This is a genomic window from Mycobacteroides sp. H001 (genome assembly GCF_001440005.1).
GTDB lineage: Bacteria > Actinomycetota > Actinomycetes > Mycobacteriales > Mycobacteriaceae > Mycobacterium > Mycobacterium gwanakae.
This window is the reverse complement of sequence record NZ_LJYH01000023.1, coordinates 52158-69674: the sequence shown is the minus strand read 5'-3', so window position 1 is coordinate 69674 and position 17517 is coordinate 52158. Positions and strand designations below refer to the sequence as shown.

Genomic DNA, 17517 nt, shown 5'->3' with positions numbered 1-17517 from the left:
CTATCGCCAGGCGAAGACCGGCTGCTCCAGCTCATCGACGCGGTCACCGCGGCCTTCCAGACAGAGCCATCTCACCTGTAATAAGACGGCCCCGGTCGGGGCGTGGATGAGGTCGTTGCCCAGTGGGATCTGCACCACCGGGCGTGGGCTCTCCGGAATGTTGATGTAGCGCGGTGAATCCTCGCGTTGGAGCTGGTGCAATCCCACGCGATAGGCCGCCACCACCTCGTCGGGTGAGGGGCGCATCTCCAGACGGCCGCCGCCCCACACCACGACCGGGGTGATCACGTATCCCGATCGCGTCGGGTAGTCGTCGAGCAGTCCAAGCACCGTCGTATCGGGCAGCGCCACCCCCAGCTCCTCGTCCAGCTCACGCAGCGCGGCTTGCACCGCGTCCTCGCCCGGATCCAGTCGTCCACCGGGCAGTGCCCATTGCGCGGCATGGGAGTTGAGTCGAGAGGTTCTGCGGCATAACAGGAATGCCGCTCCACCGGAGACATCGACCATCCTGCCGTCTAGCCCCTGCTCGGGGATCTCGCGACCGCCAATCCAGTCGTCCACCGGTGCCGGGTCGATGCGGTCTTCCCCTAGATCCGAATCGACCAGCACGACGGCCACCGCGGCGCGGCGTTTCTCCGGATCATCGACGGTCCGGCGGTCATGGCCCGCCAGGAATCGGCGAATCCGGTCCCGCAGTTCCTCGTCGTACGCGATCACCGTTCGACCATATCTGCCGTCGTCGACGGCGGTCCTTTCGAATCGACTTGGCTCTATCCCTGGGCATACGGCGCCGGGATTGTTGAGATTCGGGGGTGAGTGACAACGAAACACGACGTATCTATCGTGACGCCGGGATCACCGTCGAAAAGCTCGGCGAACACATCGGCGCCCGGGTCGACGGTGTGCAGCTCGGCGCCGATGTTCCGGCCGAACGTGCCGAGGCAATCCGCGTCGCGCTGGCCGTCAACAAGGTGCTGGTGTTCACCGGACAACACCACCTGGACGACGCCGGACAGTACGCATTCGCCAGTCTGCTCGGGGAGCCGACGCTGCCGCACCCCACGGTGACCTCTCACGGCAGTGAGCTGCTGAACCTCGAAGGCGCCGCCAACGGCTGGCACACCGACGTCACGTTCGTCGACCGCATTCCGAAGGCGTCGGTCCTGCGGCCGGTGACCTTGCCCTCCTATGGGGGCGCCACCACCTGGGCGTCGACGGTTGCGGCGTACGAACAGCTGCCCGCGCCGTTGCGTGCGCTTGCCGACGACCTGTGGGCCACCCACACCAACCTGTATGACTACGTGGGCGCGGGCGCATCGGGCGGGGTGAGCGCCGAGCGCCGAGCCGCGTATTACAGCGAGTTCACCAGCTCTCTGTATGAAACGTTGCATCCGGTGGTGCGGGTGCACCCGGAGACCGGTGAGCGCAGCCTGCTGCTCGGGCAATTCGTCAAGAGTTTCCCGGAGTTTCACGGCGCCGAGTTCGCGACACTGTTCCAGCTGCTGCAGTCACGCATCACCAAGCTGGAGAACACCTTCCGATGGAACTGGCGGCTGGGTGACGTAGCCATCTGGGACAACCGGGCCACCCAGCATTACGGAATCGCCGACTTCGGCGACCAGCAGCGCGAACTGCATCGCGTCACGTTGGCCGGCGATGTGCCGGTGGACATCTATGGTCAGGCAAGTCAGATCCTCACTGGCGATGCCAGTCATTACTCGGGGATCGAGAGTCCGCGACGGTTGGAGCTGTTCGCCGCCTGATGTGTCAGGCGATGCCGCAAGCGGTCGTCCACGCTCCCGCGGTTCGGCCGTCGTGGGTGCGGACCAACGCCACGATCAAGGAGCCGTAGGCCTCGCGCCAGACCGAATGGCGCGGCCGAGATGCCGCCGCACGCAGAGTCGTTGCGGCGGTGAACGTATCGCCGCCTCGGGTGAGGGTGAGTTCATCGCCGTCGACGTACAGCCTGGCGTCGGCGACGCGATGCATGCCTTCGACGGCGACGGTGATGGCGACGGCGCAGTCACCGTCGCCGAGGTCGGATTCTTCGACGGTGATGACGCACCGCGGCGCCATCCCGCCGGGCGCGGCTTCGGCTGGCAATGCGATAGGCGGCAGGGCCGGTGTCCGCGGCGGAGCGGTGCGCCGGTGCCGAGTGGCTTCGACGGCGCAGGCCAGACGCAGCAACCGGACATCGTCGTGGCCGCGACCGAGGATCGTGAGCCCGACAGGCATCCCGATATCGTCCAGGGTGCCCATCGGTACGGTGACCGAAGGGATTCCGAGGTGCCGCGGCACGAGGTTGCCGTTGGCGACCCACGTGCCGTTGCGCCAGGCCGTATCGGCCGACGCCGGATTGACGTCGGCGTCCGAGCGGCCGATGTCGGCGACTGCGGGATGGATGACGGCGTCGAGTCCGAGCGCGTCCATCCACGCCTCAAGGTCGATGCGGCGCGTCGCCTCCAGCCCCGCGATGCCGTCGGCGATCAGGGGGATCTGTTCCAGCTCGGCGATGCCGGCGGCGGCACGGGCCGGATACTGGCCGAGATCGACCTCCAGGTCGAGTTGATGACGGTCATACTGATCGGGCAATGCGCCAGGCGGCGGCGGAAAGATCAGCGCACCGTCGACGTCGCGCACATGCGACAACTCGGGATCCCCGTTGACCTGTAGGAATTCTTCCCAGCCCCAGATGGAAAGGTCCCACAGTTCGCGCTCGTCGTACCCGGACGGAATGAGCCCACGGTCCAGCATCGTCGCCGCGCCTTCGTAATTGGTGACGACGGGGAAGTCCACTTCGAGGACCTCGGCGCCTGCCGCACGCAGGTCGTCCGCGATGCGTCGCCACAGGTCGACAACGCTGGGACGGGTCTGCACCGGGCGGTCTCCGGTGGTGTCGCCGATATACATCCGTGGCACTCCCAGCCGGGTGCCGCGCAGGGTGTCCGCGGTGGAATCGCTCAGTGCGCTGTAGCTTTTGGGCCGCAATGTCGATGCGGGCGGGATCTCGACCCGCTTCTGGCGACGCCAGAAATCGCCGCGCTGGTCCGGGTCGTCGGCGACGATGACGTCCAGGAGCGCCAGCAGATCGGCGACGCTGCGGGTATGCGGAACGACGACGTCCATCGTGGGTACGAGCGGCCAGTTACCGCGAACCGAGATCACACCGCGCGAAGGGCAGTAGGCCACCAGCGCGTTACATGAGGCCGGTGCCCGGCCCGAGCTCCACGTCTCCTCGCCGAGCCCGAACGCGCCAAAGCTGGCGGCCGTCGCGGTACCCGATCCGTTGGAAGACCCCGAGCCGAACGCCGATGTCAGATAGTCACTGTTGTACGGACTTTCAGCGCGGCCGTAAACACCGCGCTGCATGCCGCCGTTCGCCATCGGCGGCATGTTGGTGAGCCCGAGCAGCACCGCTCCCGCGGTACGAAGTTGTGCGATGGTGAACGCATCGCGCTGGGCGATGAGCCGGGCGAAGGCGGGAGATCCGGCCGCCACCGGCAGCCCCATCGCAGCGTATGAATCCTTGGCGGTGTACGGGATGCCGTCGAGCGGGCCGAGCGTGGCACCGGCCGCGCGACGCGCGTCGGACTCGGCGGCGGCGGCGAATGCCCGCGGATCCAGGACGGGCACGGCGTTGAGGGTGATCCCACCGCGGTCGTAGGCGGCGATCCGGCGCAGATACTCCGCGACCAGCGCGACCGACGTCGTTTCCCCGGCGGCGAGTGCGGCCTGCAGATCGGCGATGCTCGCCTCAACGACATCCATTGCCTAAACCTTTGGCTGTTGCTGGGTGATGCAGTGAATACCGCCACCACCGGCGAGGATCGGACGCGCATCGACCAGCACCACGTTTCGGCCGGGATAGGCATCGGCGATGATCTCTGCGGCGTGCGAGTCGGCCTCCGGCTCGTCGTAACCACACAGGATCACGCCGTCTCCGGTGACAAGGTGATTGATGTAGCTCCAGTCGACAAACCCGTCCGCGTCGCGCAGTGTCGCCGGTGCCGGCAGATCGACGACGTCGAACGCGCGCCCGCGGGCATCGACCGCATCGGCGAGTGCGGCACGCAGTTGTGCGGACACTTCGTAATCGGGGTGGTCAGGATTGGTTTGTGCATGCAGTAAGACGGTGCCGGGCGCGGGCAGCGCCGCGACCATGTCGACGTGCCCCTTGGTGCCCAGCGGCTCGTAGTCGCGCGTGAGTCCCCGTGGTAGCCACACGGCATGCGCAACGCCCAGGGTGCGGGCCAGCTCGTCTTCGACGCGGCTGCGGTCGGCGTGCGGATTGCGCAGCGGATCAAGCAACACGGTCTCGGTCAGCAGCACTGTGCCAGCACCGTCGACATGGATGGCGCCACCCTCGTTGACCAGCAACGACGATACGAGGGTCGCACCGGCGGCCGCGGCGATCGTGCGGCCGATCTCACGATCGTTCGACCAGGCCTGCGGCGTTGACGACCCCCAGCCGTTGAATATCCAGTCGACGGCACCCAGCTCGCCCGTGACATCGTCGACGACGAACGTAGGTCCGATATCGCGCATCCAAAAGTCGTCGAGCGGGGCGACCAACAGCTCGATTTCTGACGACAACATTCGGCGGGCGCGTTCGTGCTGGCTGGGGTCTACCACCATCGTCACCGGAGTGAAGGCGAGTACGGCATGCGCTACCGCCGTCCAGGCCTGATAGCTGGCCTCCAGCGCGGCGCTATCGTCGCCGAAGGTGAGGCCGGGCTTCGGGAACGCCATCCAGATCCGCTCGTGCGGTTCGGTTTCCGCAGGCATCCGCCATGCCATGTGTGCCTCTCGGGTTGCGCCGGTGTGGGAAATCCGGCTAGGTCGCGGTATTAGGGCAGCGCTATGTATTTCGTTTCGAGGTATTCCTCGATGCCCTCGCTGCCGGCTTCGCGGCCGATGCCCGATTCTTTGATCCCACCAAACGGTGCGGCCACATCGGAGATCACACCACGGTTGACGCCGATCATCCCCGACTCGACAGACTCCGAAACGCGCAGTGCGCGATCCAGATTGGTGGTGTACACGTACGCGGCGAGTCCGTATTCGGTGTCGTTGGCGGCGGCGACTCCCGCGTCCTCGCCGTCGAACCCGGTAATCGCGGCCACCGGGCCGAAGACCTCTTCGCGGAGAATTCTTGCGTTCGAGGGCACATCCGTGAGCACGGTCGGCGGATAGAAGTAGCCTTCCCCGTCGGCGATCGCGCCACCGGTGGTGATGACGGCGCCCTTGCTGACGGCGTCCTGCACCAACTCATCGACCGAGGCGCGCTGCTTGGCGGTGATGAGCGGGCCCACCTGGACGCCGCTTTGGTCACCGGGGCCAATGGTGAGGGCACCCATGCGAGCGGTCAGTTTCTCGGCGAATTCGGTGCGCACCGCGTTGTCCACATGAAAGCGGTTGGCCGCGGTGCATGCCTCGCCGATGTTGCGCATCTTGGCCGCCATCGCGCCGTCGACTGCGGCGTCCACGTCGGCATCGTCGAACACCACGAACGGGGCGTTGCCGCCGAGCTCCATCGACGAACGTAAAACCCTTGTGGCGCACTGTGACAGCAGTACTTTTCCGACGGCGGTAGAGCCGGTGAAGGTCAACTTGCGCAGTCTGGAGTCCTCGATCAGCGGGCCGGTCAGGCCGGAGGCGCTGGTGGTGGGAAGGATCGACAGCACACCTGCGGGCAGGCCGGCGTCGGCGAACACCTGGCCGAGCAGGAGCATGGTCAGCGGCGTCTCGGCGGCGGGCTTGACGATCATGGTGCATCCGGCGGCGAACGCCGGGCCTATCTTGCGGGTGCCCATGGCCAGCGGGAAGTTCCAGGGGGTGATCGCCAGCGCCGGACCGATGGGCTGCTTGGCCACCAGGATCCGGCCGTTGCCTGTCGGCGACGAGGTGTACCGGCCGTTGATGCGCACCGCCTCCTCGGAGAACCAGCGCAGGAACTCGCCGCCGTAGGCCACCTCGCCCTGGCTCTCTGCCAGCGGCTTGCCCATTTCCAGGGTCATGGCCAGTGCGAAGTCATCACGCCGCTCCATGACCAATTCCCAGGCGCGCCGCAGAATTTCGGCCCGTTCACGGGGCGCGGTCGCGGCCCAGGAGGGTTGCGCAGCCACGGCCTCATCGAGTGCGGTGGCACCGTCGGCCGCCGAGGCGTCGGCCACGGTGGTCAGCACCGCGCCGTTGGCCGGGTTGTGCACGGGGAACCGGGCGCCCGAGGACGATGGCACCTGCTTCCCGCCGATCCACAGATCGGTGGGAATGGCATCGATCAGGGCTGAGTGATCAGTCACTAGCGGCTCGCCTTCGCGGATGATGTCGGCGAGGACGGTAATGCCCTCGTCAAGTAGATCGTCCCCGATGACCAACGGGGGCAGCAAGCGGATGACGTTTCCGAAGGTTCCGCAGGTCAGGATCAGAACCCCTCGGGAGAGCGCCTCGGCGGCAATGGCTTTGGTGAGGGCGGCATCAGGTTCTCCGGGGTTGCCGGTACCGGGTTTGACGATTTCGATGGCCAGCATGGCCCCGCGGCCGCGTACCTCGCCGATGACATCGACCTCCTCGGCAAGCGCGCTCAGCCGCGACACCACCGAGGTTTCGATGGCTCGGGCCCGGGCCGGCAGGTCGAGTTCACGCATGACGCCCAGTGCGGCGATGGCTGCCGCGCAGGTCACCGGGTTGCCGCCGTAGGTTCCGCCCAGGCCGCCGGTGTACACCGCATCCATGAGGTCGGCGCGGCCGGTAACGGCGGACAGCGGCATGCCTCCGGCGATGCCCTTGGCCATGGTGACGATGTCGGGAACGATGCCGTCGTGCTCGGAGGCGAACCAGGCGCCGGTGCGGGCGAATCCGGTCTGCACCTCGTCGGCGATGAAGACCACACCGTTGTCCCGCGCCCACGCGGTCAGCGTGGACAGGAATCCGGGTGCGGGCACGATGAATCCGCCCTCACCCTGGACGGGTTCGATGATGATCGCGGCCAGCGATTGCGCACCGATCTGGGTTTCGATGCGGGAGATTGCCCGCCGTGCCGCTTCCTCGCCGGACAGACCCGGCTCGTCCCGCAGCGGATAGGAGGCCGGCATCCGGTAGACCTCGGGCGCGAAGGGCCCGAACTGCGACTTGTAGGGCACCGACTTGGCGGTCAGCGCCATCGTGAGGTTGGTGCGGCCGTGGTAGGCGTTGTCGAAGGCAACGACCGCCGGACGGCCGGTGGCCAGCCGCGCCACCTTGATCGCGTTCTCGACGGCTTCGGCGCCGGAGTTGAACAGTGCGGTGCGCTTGTCGTGATTGCCCGGAGTCAGGGCGTTGAGTAGCTCGGCGACCTGCACGTATCCCTCGTAGGGCGTCACCATGAAACAGGTGTGGGTGAAACGAGCGGCCTGGTCGGCGATGGCAGCGGCGACGGCAGGGTGGGAAGCGCCCACGGTGGTGACCGCGATACCCGCTCCGAGGTCGATGAAGGAGTTGCCGTCGGCGTCGACGATCACGCCACCGTCGGCATCAACGGCGTAGACCGGCGCGGTCGAGCCGACCCCGGCGGATACCGCCGCGCGACGGCGCTCGGCCAGGGCACTGGAACGCGGCCCGGGCAGGGGCGTCACGATGTTGCGCTTCTGTGCGAGGCGGTAGGCGATGTCGGTCATGGCACTTCCTGTCGTCGATCCGGCGATCTCAGTGTGTCGCCGTGGAGTGCATCTGGGAATGGACGATTTGTCCACCGATGGTGCTTGGATACGCCGTTCTGGCGTGAGTGGCCACCTGCGTCGATGACATGGCTGCCTACTCGACGAGCGGAGCGGTGTCGCGAGTCAGGGTGCGGCCCTGGAAGAAGTCCGGACTCTTGACGCGCATGATCAGCATGAGCACCGCCCCGAACGCCAGAATGCCGAAGCCCAGATAGAACACCAGGCCGATGCCGCCGATCGAGGCGCCGCTGCCCGTCTTCTCCGGATCCATGCTCTCGCGCACGGAAATGACGAACACCGCTGCCAGCATGAGCCCGCCCAGGAGCGGGAAGAGGAACTTGTACACCACGTTGTGGGCATTCTGGAAAAGCTCCGTGCGGAAGTACCACACACAGGCGAAGGCGGTGATGCCGTAGTACCAGCAGATCATGATGCCAAGGGCCGCAATGGTATCCAGCAGGGTGCGGTCCGATAGCAGGCTGACGACGGTGTAGAACACGGCCGTCACCGCGCCGGCCACGATGGTGCTGAAGGTGGGTGTCAGGAACCGGGGGCTGACATCGGCGAACTTTTTCGGAAAGGCGCCGTAGGTGCCCATGGCCAGCATGGTGCGGGCGGCGGGCAGCGAGGTGGTCTGCAGGCTCGCCACCGCGGAGGCGAATATCGCGAGCAGCAACAGTGGGCCGAACCAGCTGCCCAGCACCGGGTTGGCAAGGGCGCCAAAGACGTTGTCTTTGTTCTCCTCATTCGCAAGGCCCAGATCCGTGTCGCCCACGCCCGCGAACATCATCACCGCGACGGCAACCAGGAGGTAGGTGAGCAGGATCGACAGCACGCATAACAGTCCGGCGCGGCCGGGCACCTTGGTCGGATCCTTACATTCTTCGCCGAGGGTCAGGCAGGTGTCCCAACCCCAGAACGCGAAGATCGATCCAACGAGCCCAATGACGAAGGCGCTCAGAGTTAGTCCGGTCAGCGGATTGAACCAGTCCAGGTCGAAATCGAGATGTCCGGCCATGCTGGGTGCTTTGGCGATGGCGACGACGGCGAAGATCACCAGCACGATCATCTGGAACCCGACGAGAACATATTGAACCTTCTCGCTGGTGGTGATTCCGCGGCTGGAGATGTAGGTGGCGATCGCCAGTAGCGCCACGGTCGAGATGATGTTGACGGCCTTGTTGTTGGCGAGTTCGCCGATTGTCTGATTGTGGGAGACGGCGCCGAGGAATTGGTACCCGTACTGCACCCCGATAGACGCCAGGTTGGACAACACGATGATGGTGGCGATCACCATTCCCCAGCCACACATCCAGCCGATGTAGGGGCCAAATGCCTTGGTGGACCAGGTGAACGAGGCTCCGCAGTCGGGTGCGCGCGAATTCAGTTCCCGGTAGGCGTATGCGGTCAGGAACATCGGGATGAAACCGGCGATGAGGATCGCCGGCATCTTCAGGCCGACAGCGGCGACGATCAGGCCGATACTGGCCGTCAGTGTGTATCCGGGCGCGACTGTGGAGATGCCGAGGACGGCGCCGGTGAAGGTTCCGATACGCCCGGCGGCGAGCCCTTTGGAGATGAGTCCCTCGGTCTGCTCGGCCTGTTCCAGCTCGGTACGGGCAACACTTTCAGTGCCAGATGGTCTTCCCGCAAGCGGATCATCAATCACGATTGGCCTCTTCCTTGGGGATCACGACCATGGGCACCTGCAGCACCCGAAGCATCTTCGCGGCCGTCGATCCAAGGAAGAGTCGCCGTGGCTGCGCAAGACGGCTGGAACCCACCATGATGATGTCGCCTTCGTGCCAGTCGAGCTTGTTCACCGCGGCTTCGATAGTGGGTCCTTCGGCGACGATTGAGGTAACCGGGAAATCCGGGGGGAGAATCAGTTTGGCGGTCTCGAGGGATTGTCGGGCATGGATGGCAGCACGTTCACGTGCCGACTGGTCATCGTCCCCGCCGGGAATCGGGTCGAATGACACCAGGGACACCAGCCGCAGCGGTGCTTTCGCACGCTGGCAGGCCTGCAGCGCGGTGTCCAGCAGCACGTGTGCGCCGGGCCGGGTTCCCATGGCGCACGTGACTTCCCGAACGCGCAGGTTCTTCTGGTAGCGCGCACCACGCGGCGAGATCACCAAAGGTATGGGGGAGGAGTGCACGAGTTCGTTGACCACCGATCCCAGGGAGAGACTGCCGACCAGCCCGCCGCCAGAGCCACCGACCACGATGGCTTCGGCGCCCAGGGCCTCGCTTTGGGCGATGAGACCCTCGGCGATCGACTCGTGAAAGCTGATATGTGTCTCGACGGTGAGATCGTCGGGAATGGTGGCCTCGGCGTGCTTGAGCCAGTGAGTGGCGTTCTCGGACAAGATGTCCTGGCGCTCTTGCTGTGGAAGGGGTGCCAGGATGGGTCGGTCCAGTGGCAGCACCATGCACAGATCGAGATGCGCCCCCAGGGAGCGGGCGATCTGTGCGCCGACGGCGAGCGCGTCATCGCCGCCCGGAGTGGCCAGGTATGCAACGGCGATCCGTTTGGCACCTCTCGTGGCGGCATCGTTCACGGCTAGGCCTCCTCGTGTCCTGACGTGTGACAGCTCTTCGGCGGGGTGGGTGCAACATCGAGCGAGGGGTTACGGTCGAAGAATCCGACCGGCTTGAGCCAGAAGTTCACGGTGTCGACGGGCATGATCGGCCAGTCCTCAGGACGGGTGATGTGATGGATACCGAATACGTACCACAGCACCACATCAGTGTTTTCGATGGAGCGGTTGCTCTCAGTCCAGGCGGGCAGGCCGTGGTCTTCCTTGCTCTGGGTGACGAATTCTCCTGCGGGCCAGCGCTCGTCGGGTGAGTTTGGCGTCACCCAGAGGGTGTGCTCGATGGCCCGGCAACGTGCCAGCACCGGGGAAGACGGGTCGAACATCGCCGGGATTGCCGCACCGGGCACCAATTTGTACGCCGGTGCGGTGCCGATACCGTTGCGAGTGTTGTCGTTGACGACCTTCCAGGCACGCTGAGTCTGCCAGCAGAAGTCCTGTTTGCCTTCCGATTCGGTGCGCAACGGGGTGTTGCGCTGCCGCAGGGACAGCCCGTATGGATTGGCAGGGCCGACGGGCTCGATCTCGGTTTCGCTGGCGTAGACGGTGTTTTCGGTGCCGTCGATATCCAGGTCGAGTCTCGCGACAAGGAAGTGCTGGTGGTACGGCGCGTACGTCCGGTTGTCGACCAAGGTTCCATGCGGATGCGCCGCGCCCTCGGCGAAGTTGCTCACCACCATGATTCCCGTTGCACGGACCTCACATTCGATGTTTCCGTCCTGATAGAACCGCCAGTACGTGAGGTATTCATAGTTGGCGACGGTGACGTGGAAGGACACCGTGAGCCGACGCATGCGGCGCACCTCGGCGCCATGGTCGTGATCGACGTGCTTCCACAGGACTGCGTTATCCTCTTCGTGAATACAGATCGCGTTCTTGATCGTGTACGGCTCGCCCTTGCTGTTGTGCAGCACCGCATCGAGGTAGCGAATCTCGCCGAGGCAATCGCACCCAAGTTCCAGCGAGGTGGTCATGAAGCCGATGCCCCACTCACCGATATCGAAAGCTGTTCTTCGGTAGTGATCCTCGCAGTGGTCCCGATACGGCACCATCATCTCGGAGAAGGACATACGGTTGGCGACCGACCGCACCGTTCCGTTGTCGTTGTAGGTCACCGCATGCAGTGTCATGCCCTCGCGGTAGTTGAAGCCGACCCGCAAGGACCAGTTCTGCCACTGGAGTTTATTTCCCTCGATGGTGAAGGAGGTGCCCTCGGGCTGAGTGATGTGCAGTGGCTGCAGCGACTCCCGGGTGCTCTGCTGACGCAGTCGTTCCGGTATGTGCCGGGGTACGTATTCGCCCATCATCTCGGGCCGCGGTACGGAGAAGGTGTCCTCGATCTCCAGCAGCTCCATGCTGTTCATGTCGATGATGCAGTGGAATCCGTTGACGGGGCCGGCATAGGGATTGGCGCCCGCACTCGAACGCACCCAGGTATCCGACCATCCTAGGCGTCTGCCCTTGTACTTTTCGGGCATGACGGCATCGCCGTAGGTCCAGGTGTCCATGAACACCAGGTCCATGTCGGTGATGCCGCGTTGTGCCAGTGCGGCGATGACCTCGGGGTGGCGGCGAAGAGCAGCGTCCGCCTCTTCCCATTCGTCGACCGTGAAGTTCGGTTGCACCCCGGGAATGTGATCCCAGGACAGCACTTCGCCAGAGGTCAGCGAGACGACCGCCTTGTAGGTGGCGTTGCGTGAGGTATCCAGGCAGGTGGCAAGTGCACGGCGATCAGGCCGGGTGCCGTTGTTGTCGAAGGCGGCGATATCGGCCTTCGAGGGCTCGGCGAGTTCGATGGAGGTGTATCGCCAGTGGCTTCCGACGTCGCATGTCTGCGCCAGAACTTTTGCGACCGTGGTGAATTCCTCCGCCGCGAGGGGATCAAGGGGGTGGAAGGTGTCGGTTGCCATTGCTAGTGCGCGCTCATCACATGTTTGATCCGGGTGTAGTCCTCCACGCCGTAGGCCGAGAGGTCCTTGCCGTAGCCGGAGTACTTGAACCCGCCGTGAGGCATCTCGGCGACCAGCGGAATATGGCAATTGACCCACACGCAACCGAAATCTAATTCACGCGTGAATTTTTCGGCGGTTTCGTGGTCCTTGGTCCACACACTGGAGGCCAGTGCGTAACGCACTCCGTTGGCCAGCCGGACGGCTTCGTCCGCGTCGTCAAACGATTGGACGGTCAAGATCGGCCCGAAGGTCTCTTCCTGGACGATTGCATCCTCCTGGCGCACACCGGTGACGATGGTGGGCTCGATGAAGAACCCCTTGTCGCCCCAACGTTTTCCGCCGGTCACGACCGTCGCGTGTGCGGGCAGGTTGTCGAGTTTCTTGGTGACCGCGGTGAAGTGGTTGATGTTGTTCATGGGCCCGTAGAAGCTGTCGGCATCATCGGGCAGGCCCGGCCGCAAAGTCTGTGCCGCGGAGTTGAGGGCGCTGACGAACTCGTCATGGATCGACTGGTGCACGATCACCCGGGTGGCGGCCGTACAGTCCTGGCCGGCGTTGAAGAAGGCGGCCTGTGCGATACCGGTGGCCGCCTTGTCGATGTCGACGTCACCGAACACCACGACCGGGGCCTTGCCGCCGAGCTCGAGGTGGCTGCGCTTGAGCTGTTCGGCTGCCGAGGCCGCGACGGCGATACCGGCCCGCACCGACCCCGTGATCGACACCAGGCCGATGGCGGGATGACTCACCAATTCGGAGCCGGTGGTCGCGGTACCCAACACAACGTTGAAGACGCCGTCGGGCAAGATCCCCTTCGTCAGCCGGGCCAGCACCAGTGTGCTCTCCGGGGTGGTGTCGCTGGGCTTGAGGACGATGGTGTTCCCGGCTGCCAGCGCGGGGCCGATCTTCCAGATGGCCATCATGAATGGGTAGTTCCACGGGGTCACCTGTCCGACAACCCCGATGGGCTCGCGCCGAACATAGGAGGTGAACCCCTCCATGTACTCGCCGGCAGATTTGCCTTCGACAAGTCGCGCAGCTCCCGCGAAGAACCGGAGCTGGTCGGCGCTCACTGTCACCTCTTCGGCAGCGATGACCGCCTTCGGCTGACCGGTGTTACGGCATTGGGCCTCGACGATCTCGTCGATGTGCGCCTCGATCGCGTCGGCGAGTTTGAGCAGCGCCTGCTGCCGGACGCTGGGTGTGGTCTTGCCCCAGGTGGCGAAGGCACGTTCGGCGGCGCTCACCGCCGCGTTCACGTCGTCGGCATTGGACACGGGGGCGCGCCCCACCACCGACTCATCGACCGGGTTGATCAGGTCGATGGGCTCGGTAGATTTCAGGGATAAGGAATCGACGAACTGGCCGTCAATGTAGTTCTGCAGTATCGAGTCCGGCATGTGGCACGTCCATCCGTCGAGGGAATCCGTCTAAGCACGTCAAGAAAGCACGCAGACAACCAGTGTGCGACAGGACACATCCCTGATCATCCGACAATTCGGGGAATCTTGGCGGTGTTTTTCACCATTCTGTACAGTCCCGTGAGGTGACTGTTCCGGTGCGTTGGGTGTTGGATCAGCCGGACCTGAAACTCACCTTGAAGGGCGGCGCCGCGGGTGTGGGGCGCGAGATCAATTTGGCGCTCACCACAGAACTCGCCGACCCCGCCCAATGGCTATCCGGTGGAGAGCTGGTGCTCACCACCGGTATCGGTCTGCCCACGACGGCGCCGGAACGGCTGGGCTATCTACGGGCGCTGGATGAAAATGGTGTCGCCGCACTGGGATTCGGTACCGGTCTGACATTTGACGAGGTGCCAGGGGAGTTGGTGGCTGCGGCCGACGAGCTGGGTATGCCGTTGTTGGAGGTGCCTCTGCGCACTCCCTTTGCCGCCGTGGTCAAGGCCGTGAGCACGCACATCGCCGAACTGGAGTATGACGCGGTGCTGCGCGCATCGCGGGCACAGCCCCGGATCACCCGCGCAATCGTCAACGGAGGTGTGCAGGCGGTCACGGCGGAGCTCGGGCGGTCGCTGCGTGCCAACGTCGTGGTGCTGGACTCAAGTGGCACGGTGATCGCCAGTCATCCACGCAATCTGGATGTCGCGACGATCAATCTGGTCCGCGGCGCATTGACCCCGGGTGTATCGGCCGTCGCGCAACAACTGGACCCCGAAGTTGCCGTTGCGCAACAGACGATCGGGGTGGGCGGTACGTCTTACGGAGTGCTGGCCGTTGTCAGTAAGACGCCCTTGACCTTCGTGGATCAGGTGCTGCTGGGGCATGCAAACTCCTTGCTGGCCTTGGATTTCGATAAGCCGTCGCGGCTGCAGGACGCGCAGCGGCAGTTGAATGGGCAGGCTCTGGGGCTGCTGCTCGGCGATGAACGGAACCTGGAACCGGTATGGGCGCAACTGGCGCAGGCCGCCGACGGGCGCGGGCGGATCCGGGCGCTGGTGGTGGATGCCGAATCACAGGCGGCGCTGCGGCGGGTGCAGTCTGCGGTCACCCGTGCCATGGAGTCTGCGGGCTACCCGGTCTTTGCGCACGCCGCCGAGTCCCGCCTCATCGTCGTAGTGCCGGGATCGGAGACCGCCGAATTCGCCCGGAAATTGTTCACCGACGTGGATGGACGCACGCGCAAGGGGCTGCGAGCCGGGTTGAGCGGAGCGCACGCGGTGGGGCGGTTGGGTGATGCGGTACAGAACGCGAAGCTCGCCGCATCGGTGGCCGAGCGCGGTGGCATACCGCTGGAGTTCACCTCGCTTGCCGGCAGCGCGCTGCTGTCCTTCGGCGCGAGTCGTGAGGTGCTGATCGCCGTTGCCAATGCGACGTTGGCGCCCATCGTCGAGCACGACGCCAGTCACGGCACCGACCTGATGGTGTCCCTGCGGGCCTATCTGGAGGCGAACGGCCATTGGGAATCGGCGGCCGCTGCGGTCGGTGTACACCGCCATACGCTGCGCAAACGTATCGAGACGGTACAGGCGCTGCTGGTCTGTGACCTCGACATCGCACGGGTACGCGCGGAGCTGCTGCTGGCGATGCTGGCGGGAACGCCGAAAACCGGGATCTGAATCAGGACCGCGAAATCGCAGTGCGCGGGCCTGCGGTAGTGCTACCTTATTTAGAACAGGTTCCAGTTTCGGGGTTATTTATGCAGGTGAAAAGATCGTGAGCGCCATGGTTGAAGTGTCACCGGTGCGGCCAGCCGCCATGCCGTCGACCCGGCGCCAACATGAGCAGTACAAGCGCATGCTCGACGCGGCCGAAGAACTCGCCATGACGCGCGAGCTCGACCACGTCCAGATGCACGACGTCGCCAAGCACGCCAACGTTGCCATCGGTACGTTGTATCGCTACTTCCCGACGAAGCGGCATCTGTTCGTGTCGGCTCTCGTCCGGGAATCGGAACGGCTAGTGGGCCGCATTCCCGTCTCTCCGGACGGGAAGGAAACGGCGGCCGACCGGGTGGGCGAAGCGCTGGTACGGGCGCTGCGCGGCCTGACACGGCGCCGCATGCTCGCGATCGCGATGATTCGGTCCTCCAACTCAGCGTCGCTGGCCGAGGTGCCGGACCTGATGCAGGTCGAGAAGCGATTCCACGAGCTGATTTCCGAGGTGGCCGGTCTTTCCGATCCGTCCGAAGAGGATGAGGCCGTGATCAGGCTGCTGGTGCACCAGTGGTTCGGCTGCATTCAGGTGTGCCTCAACGGTGGTCTCACCGTGGCGCAGGCCGAGGCCGACCTGCGGCGAGCGGCGCAGTTGCTGACGTGCGACTGGCGCACGGTCGGCGAGGGTTAGGCTCCGTCGGTTTGTTTCAGAACCGTTAGTGCGGCGTCGATGGCCAGGGCCGGGACGTCGATTGTCTTGGACCCCAAGTCGTGACGTGCGCCGGTGATCTCCACGATCGTCGCTCCGCCCGGTATCAGGACCGACGCCGCCTTGATTTCGGCGATGGTGCCGAACGCATCCGAGGTGCCATGGGTGAACACCGTCGGAACCGCGATGCCAGGTAGATGTTCGGTGCGAAGCCGATCGGGCTTACCGGGCGGATGCAGCGGGTAGGAGAACAACGTCAGGACGTCGATGATCGGTCCCTTTTCCGATACGAGCATCGAGGTCTGGCGTCCGCCATACGAATGACCGCCAGCCAGGAGCGGGCCGTCCACCATGGCACGAGCCTTCTCGATCACCTCCGCGATACCAGCGCGGTCCTTGTCGGCCGATGAGGCCGAGGGCGGACCGCTGGGCCGGTTGCGCCGGAAGGGCATATCGAAACGTAGTGCCAGCCAGCCGCGTTCGGCCCACGCCGTGCACAACAAGCGCAGCATGGGGGAGTGGCAGCTACCGCCGGCGCCGTGGGTCAGCACCACGGCGCCATGCGGCTGCCCGTCGGGGTGATGCGCAATTCCGGCGATATCCGGAAGTTCCTCGGTGCTCACACGTTGAGTCTAAAGAGGGCCGATACCGGGCCGTGGCCTCGGCCAAGTGGATACGCGGCTCGCAGGCACTCGGTGATCCACCGTTTCCCGAATGCCACTGCCTCGACCACGGAAAAACCATGGGCCAGTGCGCAACTGATAGATGCGGCGAGGGTGTCCCCGGCGCCGTGATCATGGCCGGTGTCCACTCGCTCGACGGGGAAGTAGTGAAATTCGGTCCCGTCGAAGAGCAGGTCGGTGCTGGTATCGCTGGATCGAAGGTGCCCACCCTTCACCAGCGCCCATTGGGGCCCGAGGGCATGTAGTTTTCGCGCCGCTTCCCTTTGCGATTCCTCGTCGACTACATCGACGTCCACGAGCAGGCGTACCTCGTCCAGATTGGGAGTGACGAGTGTTGCCAACGGAAATAACTGTGTGCGTAGGGCATCCAGTGCACTGGGGTGCAGCAGGGGATCGCCGTGCATGGACGCGCACACCGGATCGACGACCAGGGGAACGCCAGGCGCCAGGTGCGACCATGCCTGCGCGATGGCCTCGATGATCGGCGCGGAGGCCAACATTCCGGTCTTGGCCGCCTGGATGCCGATATCGGTGATGACCGCGTCCATCTGCGCTGCCACCACCTGTGGCGGAATCTCGTGAAAGTCCCTGACACCCACCGAGTTCTGCACGGTCACCGCGGTGACCGCCACGCATCCGTGCACACCGAGCAGTGCCATGGTGCGCATATCGGCTTGGATACCCGCCCCGCCCCCGGAGTCGGACCCGGCGATGGTCATCGCACGCACCGGGGTGACTCCTGGCTCCGGGAGGGGCAGGAAGGCGTTCAT

At 65.0% G+C, this 17517-nt stretch carries 13 protein-coding genes and 1 pseudogene; 3 read left to right on the top strand and 11 right to left on the bottom strand.

What is annotated here, in order from left to right; genetic code table 11:
- Window positions 1–717 carry a CoA pyrophosphatase gene (locus AOT83_RS06220; protein ID WP_030096275.1) on the bottom strand — a complete coding sequence of 239 codons (717 nt, stop codon included), beginning with the start codon at window positions 715–717 and terminating at the stop codon, window positions 1–3.
- A gap of 95 nt (window positions 718–812) precedes the next feature.
- Between AOT83_RS06220 and AOT83_RS06215 the strand changes: the two genes are divergently transcribed.
- Window positions 813–1763 carry a TauD/TfdA family dioxygenase gene (locus tag AOT83_RS06215; RefSeq protein WP_030096276.1) on the top strand — a complete coding sequence of 317 codons (951 nt, stop codon included), beginning with the start codon at window positions 813–815 and terminating at the stop codon, window positions 1761–1763.
- A gap of 4 nt (window positions 1764–1767) precedes the next feature.
- Here the strand turns inward: AOT83_RS06215 and AOT83_RS06210 are convergent, their stop codons facing one another.
- The 8 genes and pseudogenes from AOT83_RS06210 to AOT83_RS06175 form a co-directional block, all read right to left on the bottom strand.
- Window positions 1768–3768, bottom strand: a complete 2001-nt coding sequence (locus tag AOT83_RS06210) for an amidase (RefSeq protein WP_057964154.1) — start codon at window positions 3766–3768, stop codon at window positions 1768–1770.
- Between the two features lie 3 nt (window positions 3769–3771).
- Window positions 3772–4797, bottom strand: coding sequence for an agmatine deiminase family protein (locus AOT83_RS06205; protein WP_030096278.1), 1026 nt, complete (start codon window positions 4795–4797; stop codon window positions 3772–3774).
- Between the two features lie 50 nt (window positions 4798–4847).
- Complete coding sequence (locus AOT83_RS06200) at window positions 4848–6302, bottom strand: NAD-dependent succinate-semialdehyde dehydrogenase (protein WP_030096279.1); 1455 nt, start codon at window positions 6300–6302, stop codon at window positions 4848–4850.
- Window positions 6303–6317: 15 nt separating this feature from the next.
- A pseudogene (gene gabT / locus AOT83_RS06195) lies at window positions 6318–7655 on the bottom strand (4-aminobutyrate--2-oxoglutarate transaminase); the annotation flags it as partial.
- A 136-nt stretch (window positions 7656–7791) separates the two neighbouring features.
- Window positions 7792–9369, bottom strand: a complete 1578-nt coding sequence (locus tag AOT83_RS06190; protein WP_165592872.1) for an APC family permease — start codon at window positions 9367–9369, stop codon at window positions 7792–7794.
- Window positions 9359–10258: a universal stress protein gene (locus AOT83_RS06185; RefSeq protein WP_030096282.1), complete on the bottom strand. Its 900-nt coding sequence runs from the start codon at window positions 10256–10258 to the stop codon at window positions 9359–9361. The genes AOT83_RS06190 and AOT83_RS06185 overlap by 11 nt, the downstream gene beginning before the upstream one ends.
- A 2-nt stretch (window positions 10259–10260) precedes the next feature.
- The gene (locus AOT83_RS06180) at window positions 10261–12204 is read right to left on the bottom strand and encodes a primary-amine oxidase (RefSeq protein WP_057964155.1); all 1944 of its coding nucleotides are present in this window, start codon (window positions 12202–12204) and stop codon (window positions 10261–10263) included.
- Between the two features lie 2 nt (window positions 12205–12206).
- Window positions 12207–13643 (bottom strand): gamma-aminobutyraldehyde dehydrogenase, encoded by a 1437-nt coding sequence (locus AOT83_RS06175; RefSeq protein WP_057964156.1) that lies wholly within the window; start codon window positions 13641–13643, stop codon window positions 12207–12209.
- Between the two features lie 158 nt (window positions 13644–13801).
- Here AOT83_RS06175 and AOT83_RS06170 point away from each other — a divergent pair, with 158 nt between their 5' ends.
- Entirely contained in the window at window positions 13802–15319 is a 1518-nt protein-coding gene (locus AOT83_RS06170) for a PucR family transcriptional regulator (RefSeq protein WP_078313614.1), read from the top strand.
- Between the two features lie 106 nt (window positions 15320–15425).
- On the top strand, window positions 15426–16046 hold the full coding sequence (locus tag AOT83_RS06165) for a TetR family transcriptional regulator (RefSeq protein WP_030096286.1): 621 nt from the start codon (window positions 15426–15428) through the stop codon (window positions 16044–16046).
- Here AOT83_RS06165 and AOT83_RS06160 read toward each other — a convergent pair.
- Both AOT83_RS06160 and thiD read right to left on the bottom strand, forming a co-directional pair.
- Window positions 16043–16687 (bottom strand): alpha/beta family hydrolase, encoded by a 645-nt coding sequence (locus AOT83_RS06160; RefSeq protein ID WP_030096287.1) that lies wholly within the window; start codon window positions 16685–16687, stop codon window positions 16043–16045. The two genes, AOT83_RS06165 and AOT83_RS06160, sit on opposite strands and share 4 nt — an antisense overlap.
- On the bottom strand, window positions 16684–17517 hold the full coding sequence (gene thiD / locus AOT83_RS06155) for a bifunctional hydroxymethylpyrimidine kinase/phosphomethylpyrimidine kinase (protein ID WP_109394619.1): 834 nt from the start codon (window positions 17515–17517) through the stop codon (window positions 16684–16686). The genes AOT83_RS06160 and thiD overlap by 4 nt, the downstream gene beginning before the upstream one ends.

Coding starts and splice junctions, on each gene's coding strand:
- AOT83_RS06210 (WP_057964154.1), bottom strand. CDS start 3,768: ATGGATGTCGTTGAGGCGAGCATCGCCGATCTGCAGGCCGCACTCGCC.
- AOT83_RS06205 (WP_030096278.1), bottom strand. CDS start 4,797: ATGGCATGGCGGATGCCTGCGGAAACCGAACCGCACGAGCGGATCTGG.
- AOT83_RS06180 (WP_057964155.1), bottom strand. CDS start 12,204: ATGGCAACCGACACCTTCCACCCCCTTGATCCCCTCGCGGCGGAGGAA.
- AOT83_RS06175 (WP_057964156.1), bottom strand. CDS start 13,643: ATGCCGGACTCGATACTGCAGAACTACATTGACGGCCAGTTCGTCGAT.
- AOT83_RS06165 (WP_030096286.1), top strand. CDS start 15,426: ATGGTTGAAGTGTCACCGGTGCGGCCAGCCGCCATGCCGTCGACCCGG.
- thiD (WP_109394619.1), bottom strand. CDS start 17,517: ATGAACGCCTTCCTGCCCCTCCCGGAGCCAGGAGTCACCCCGGTGCGT.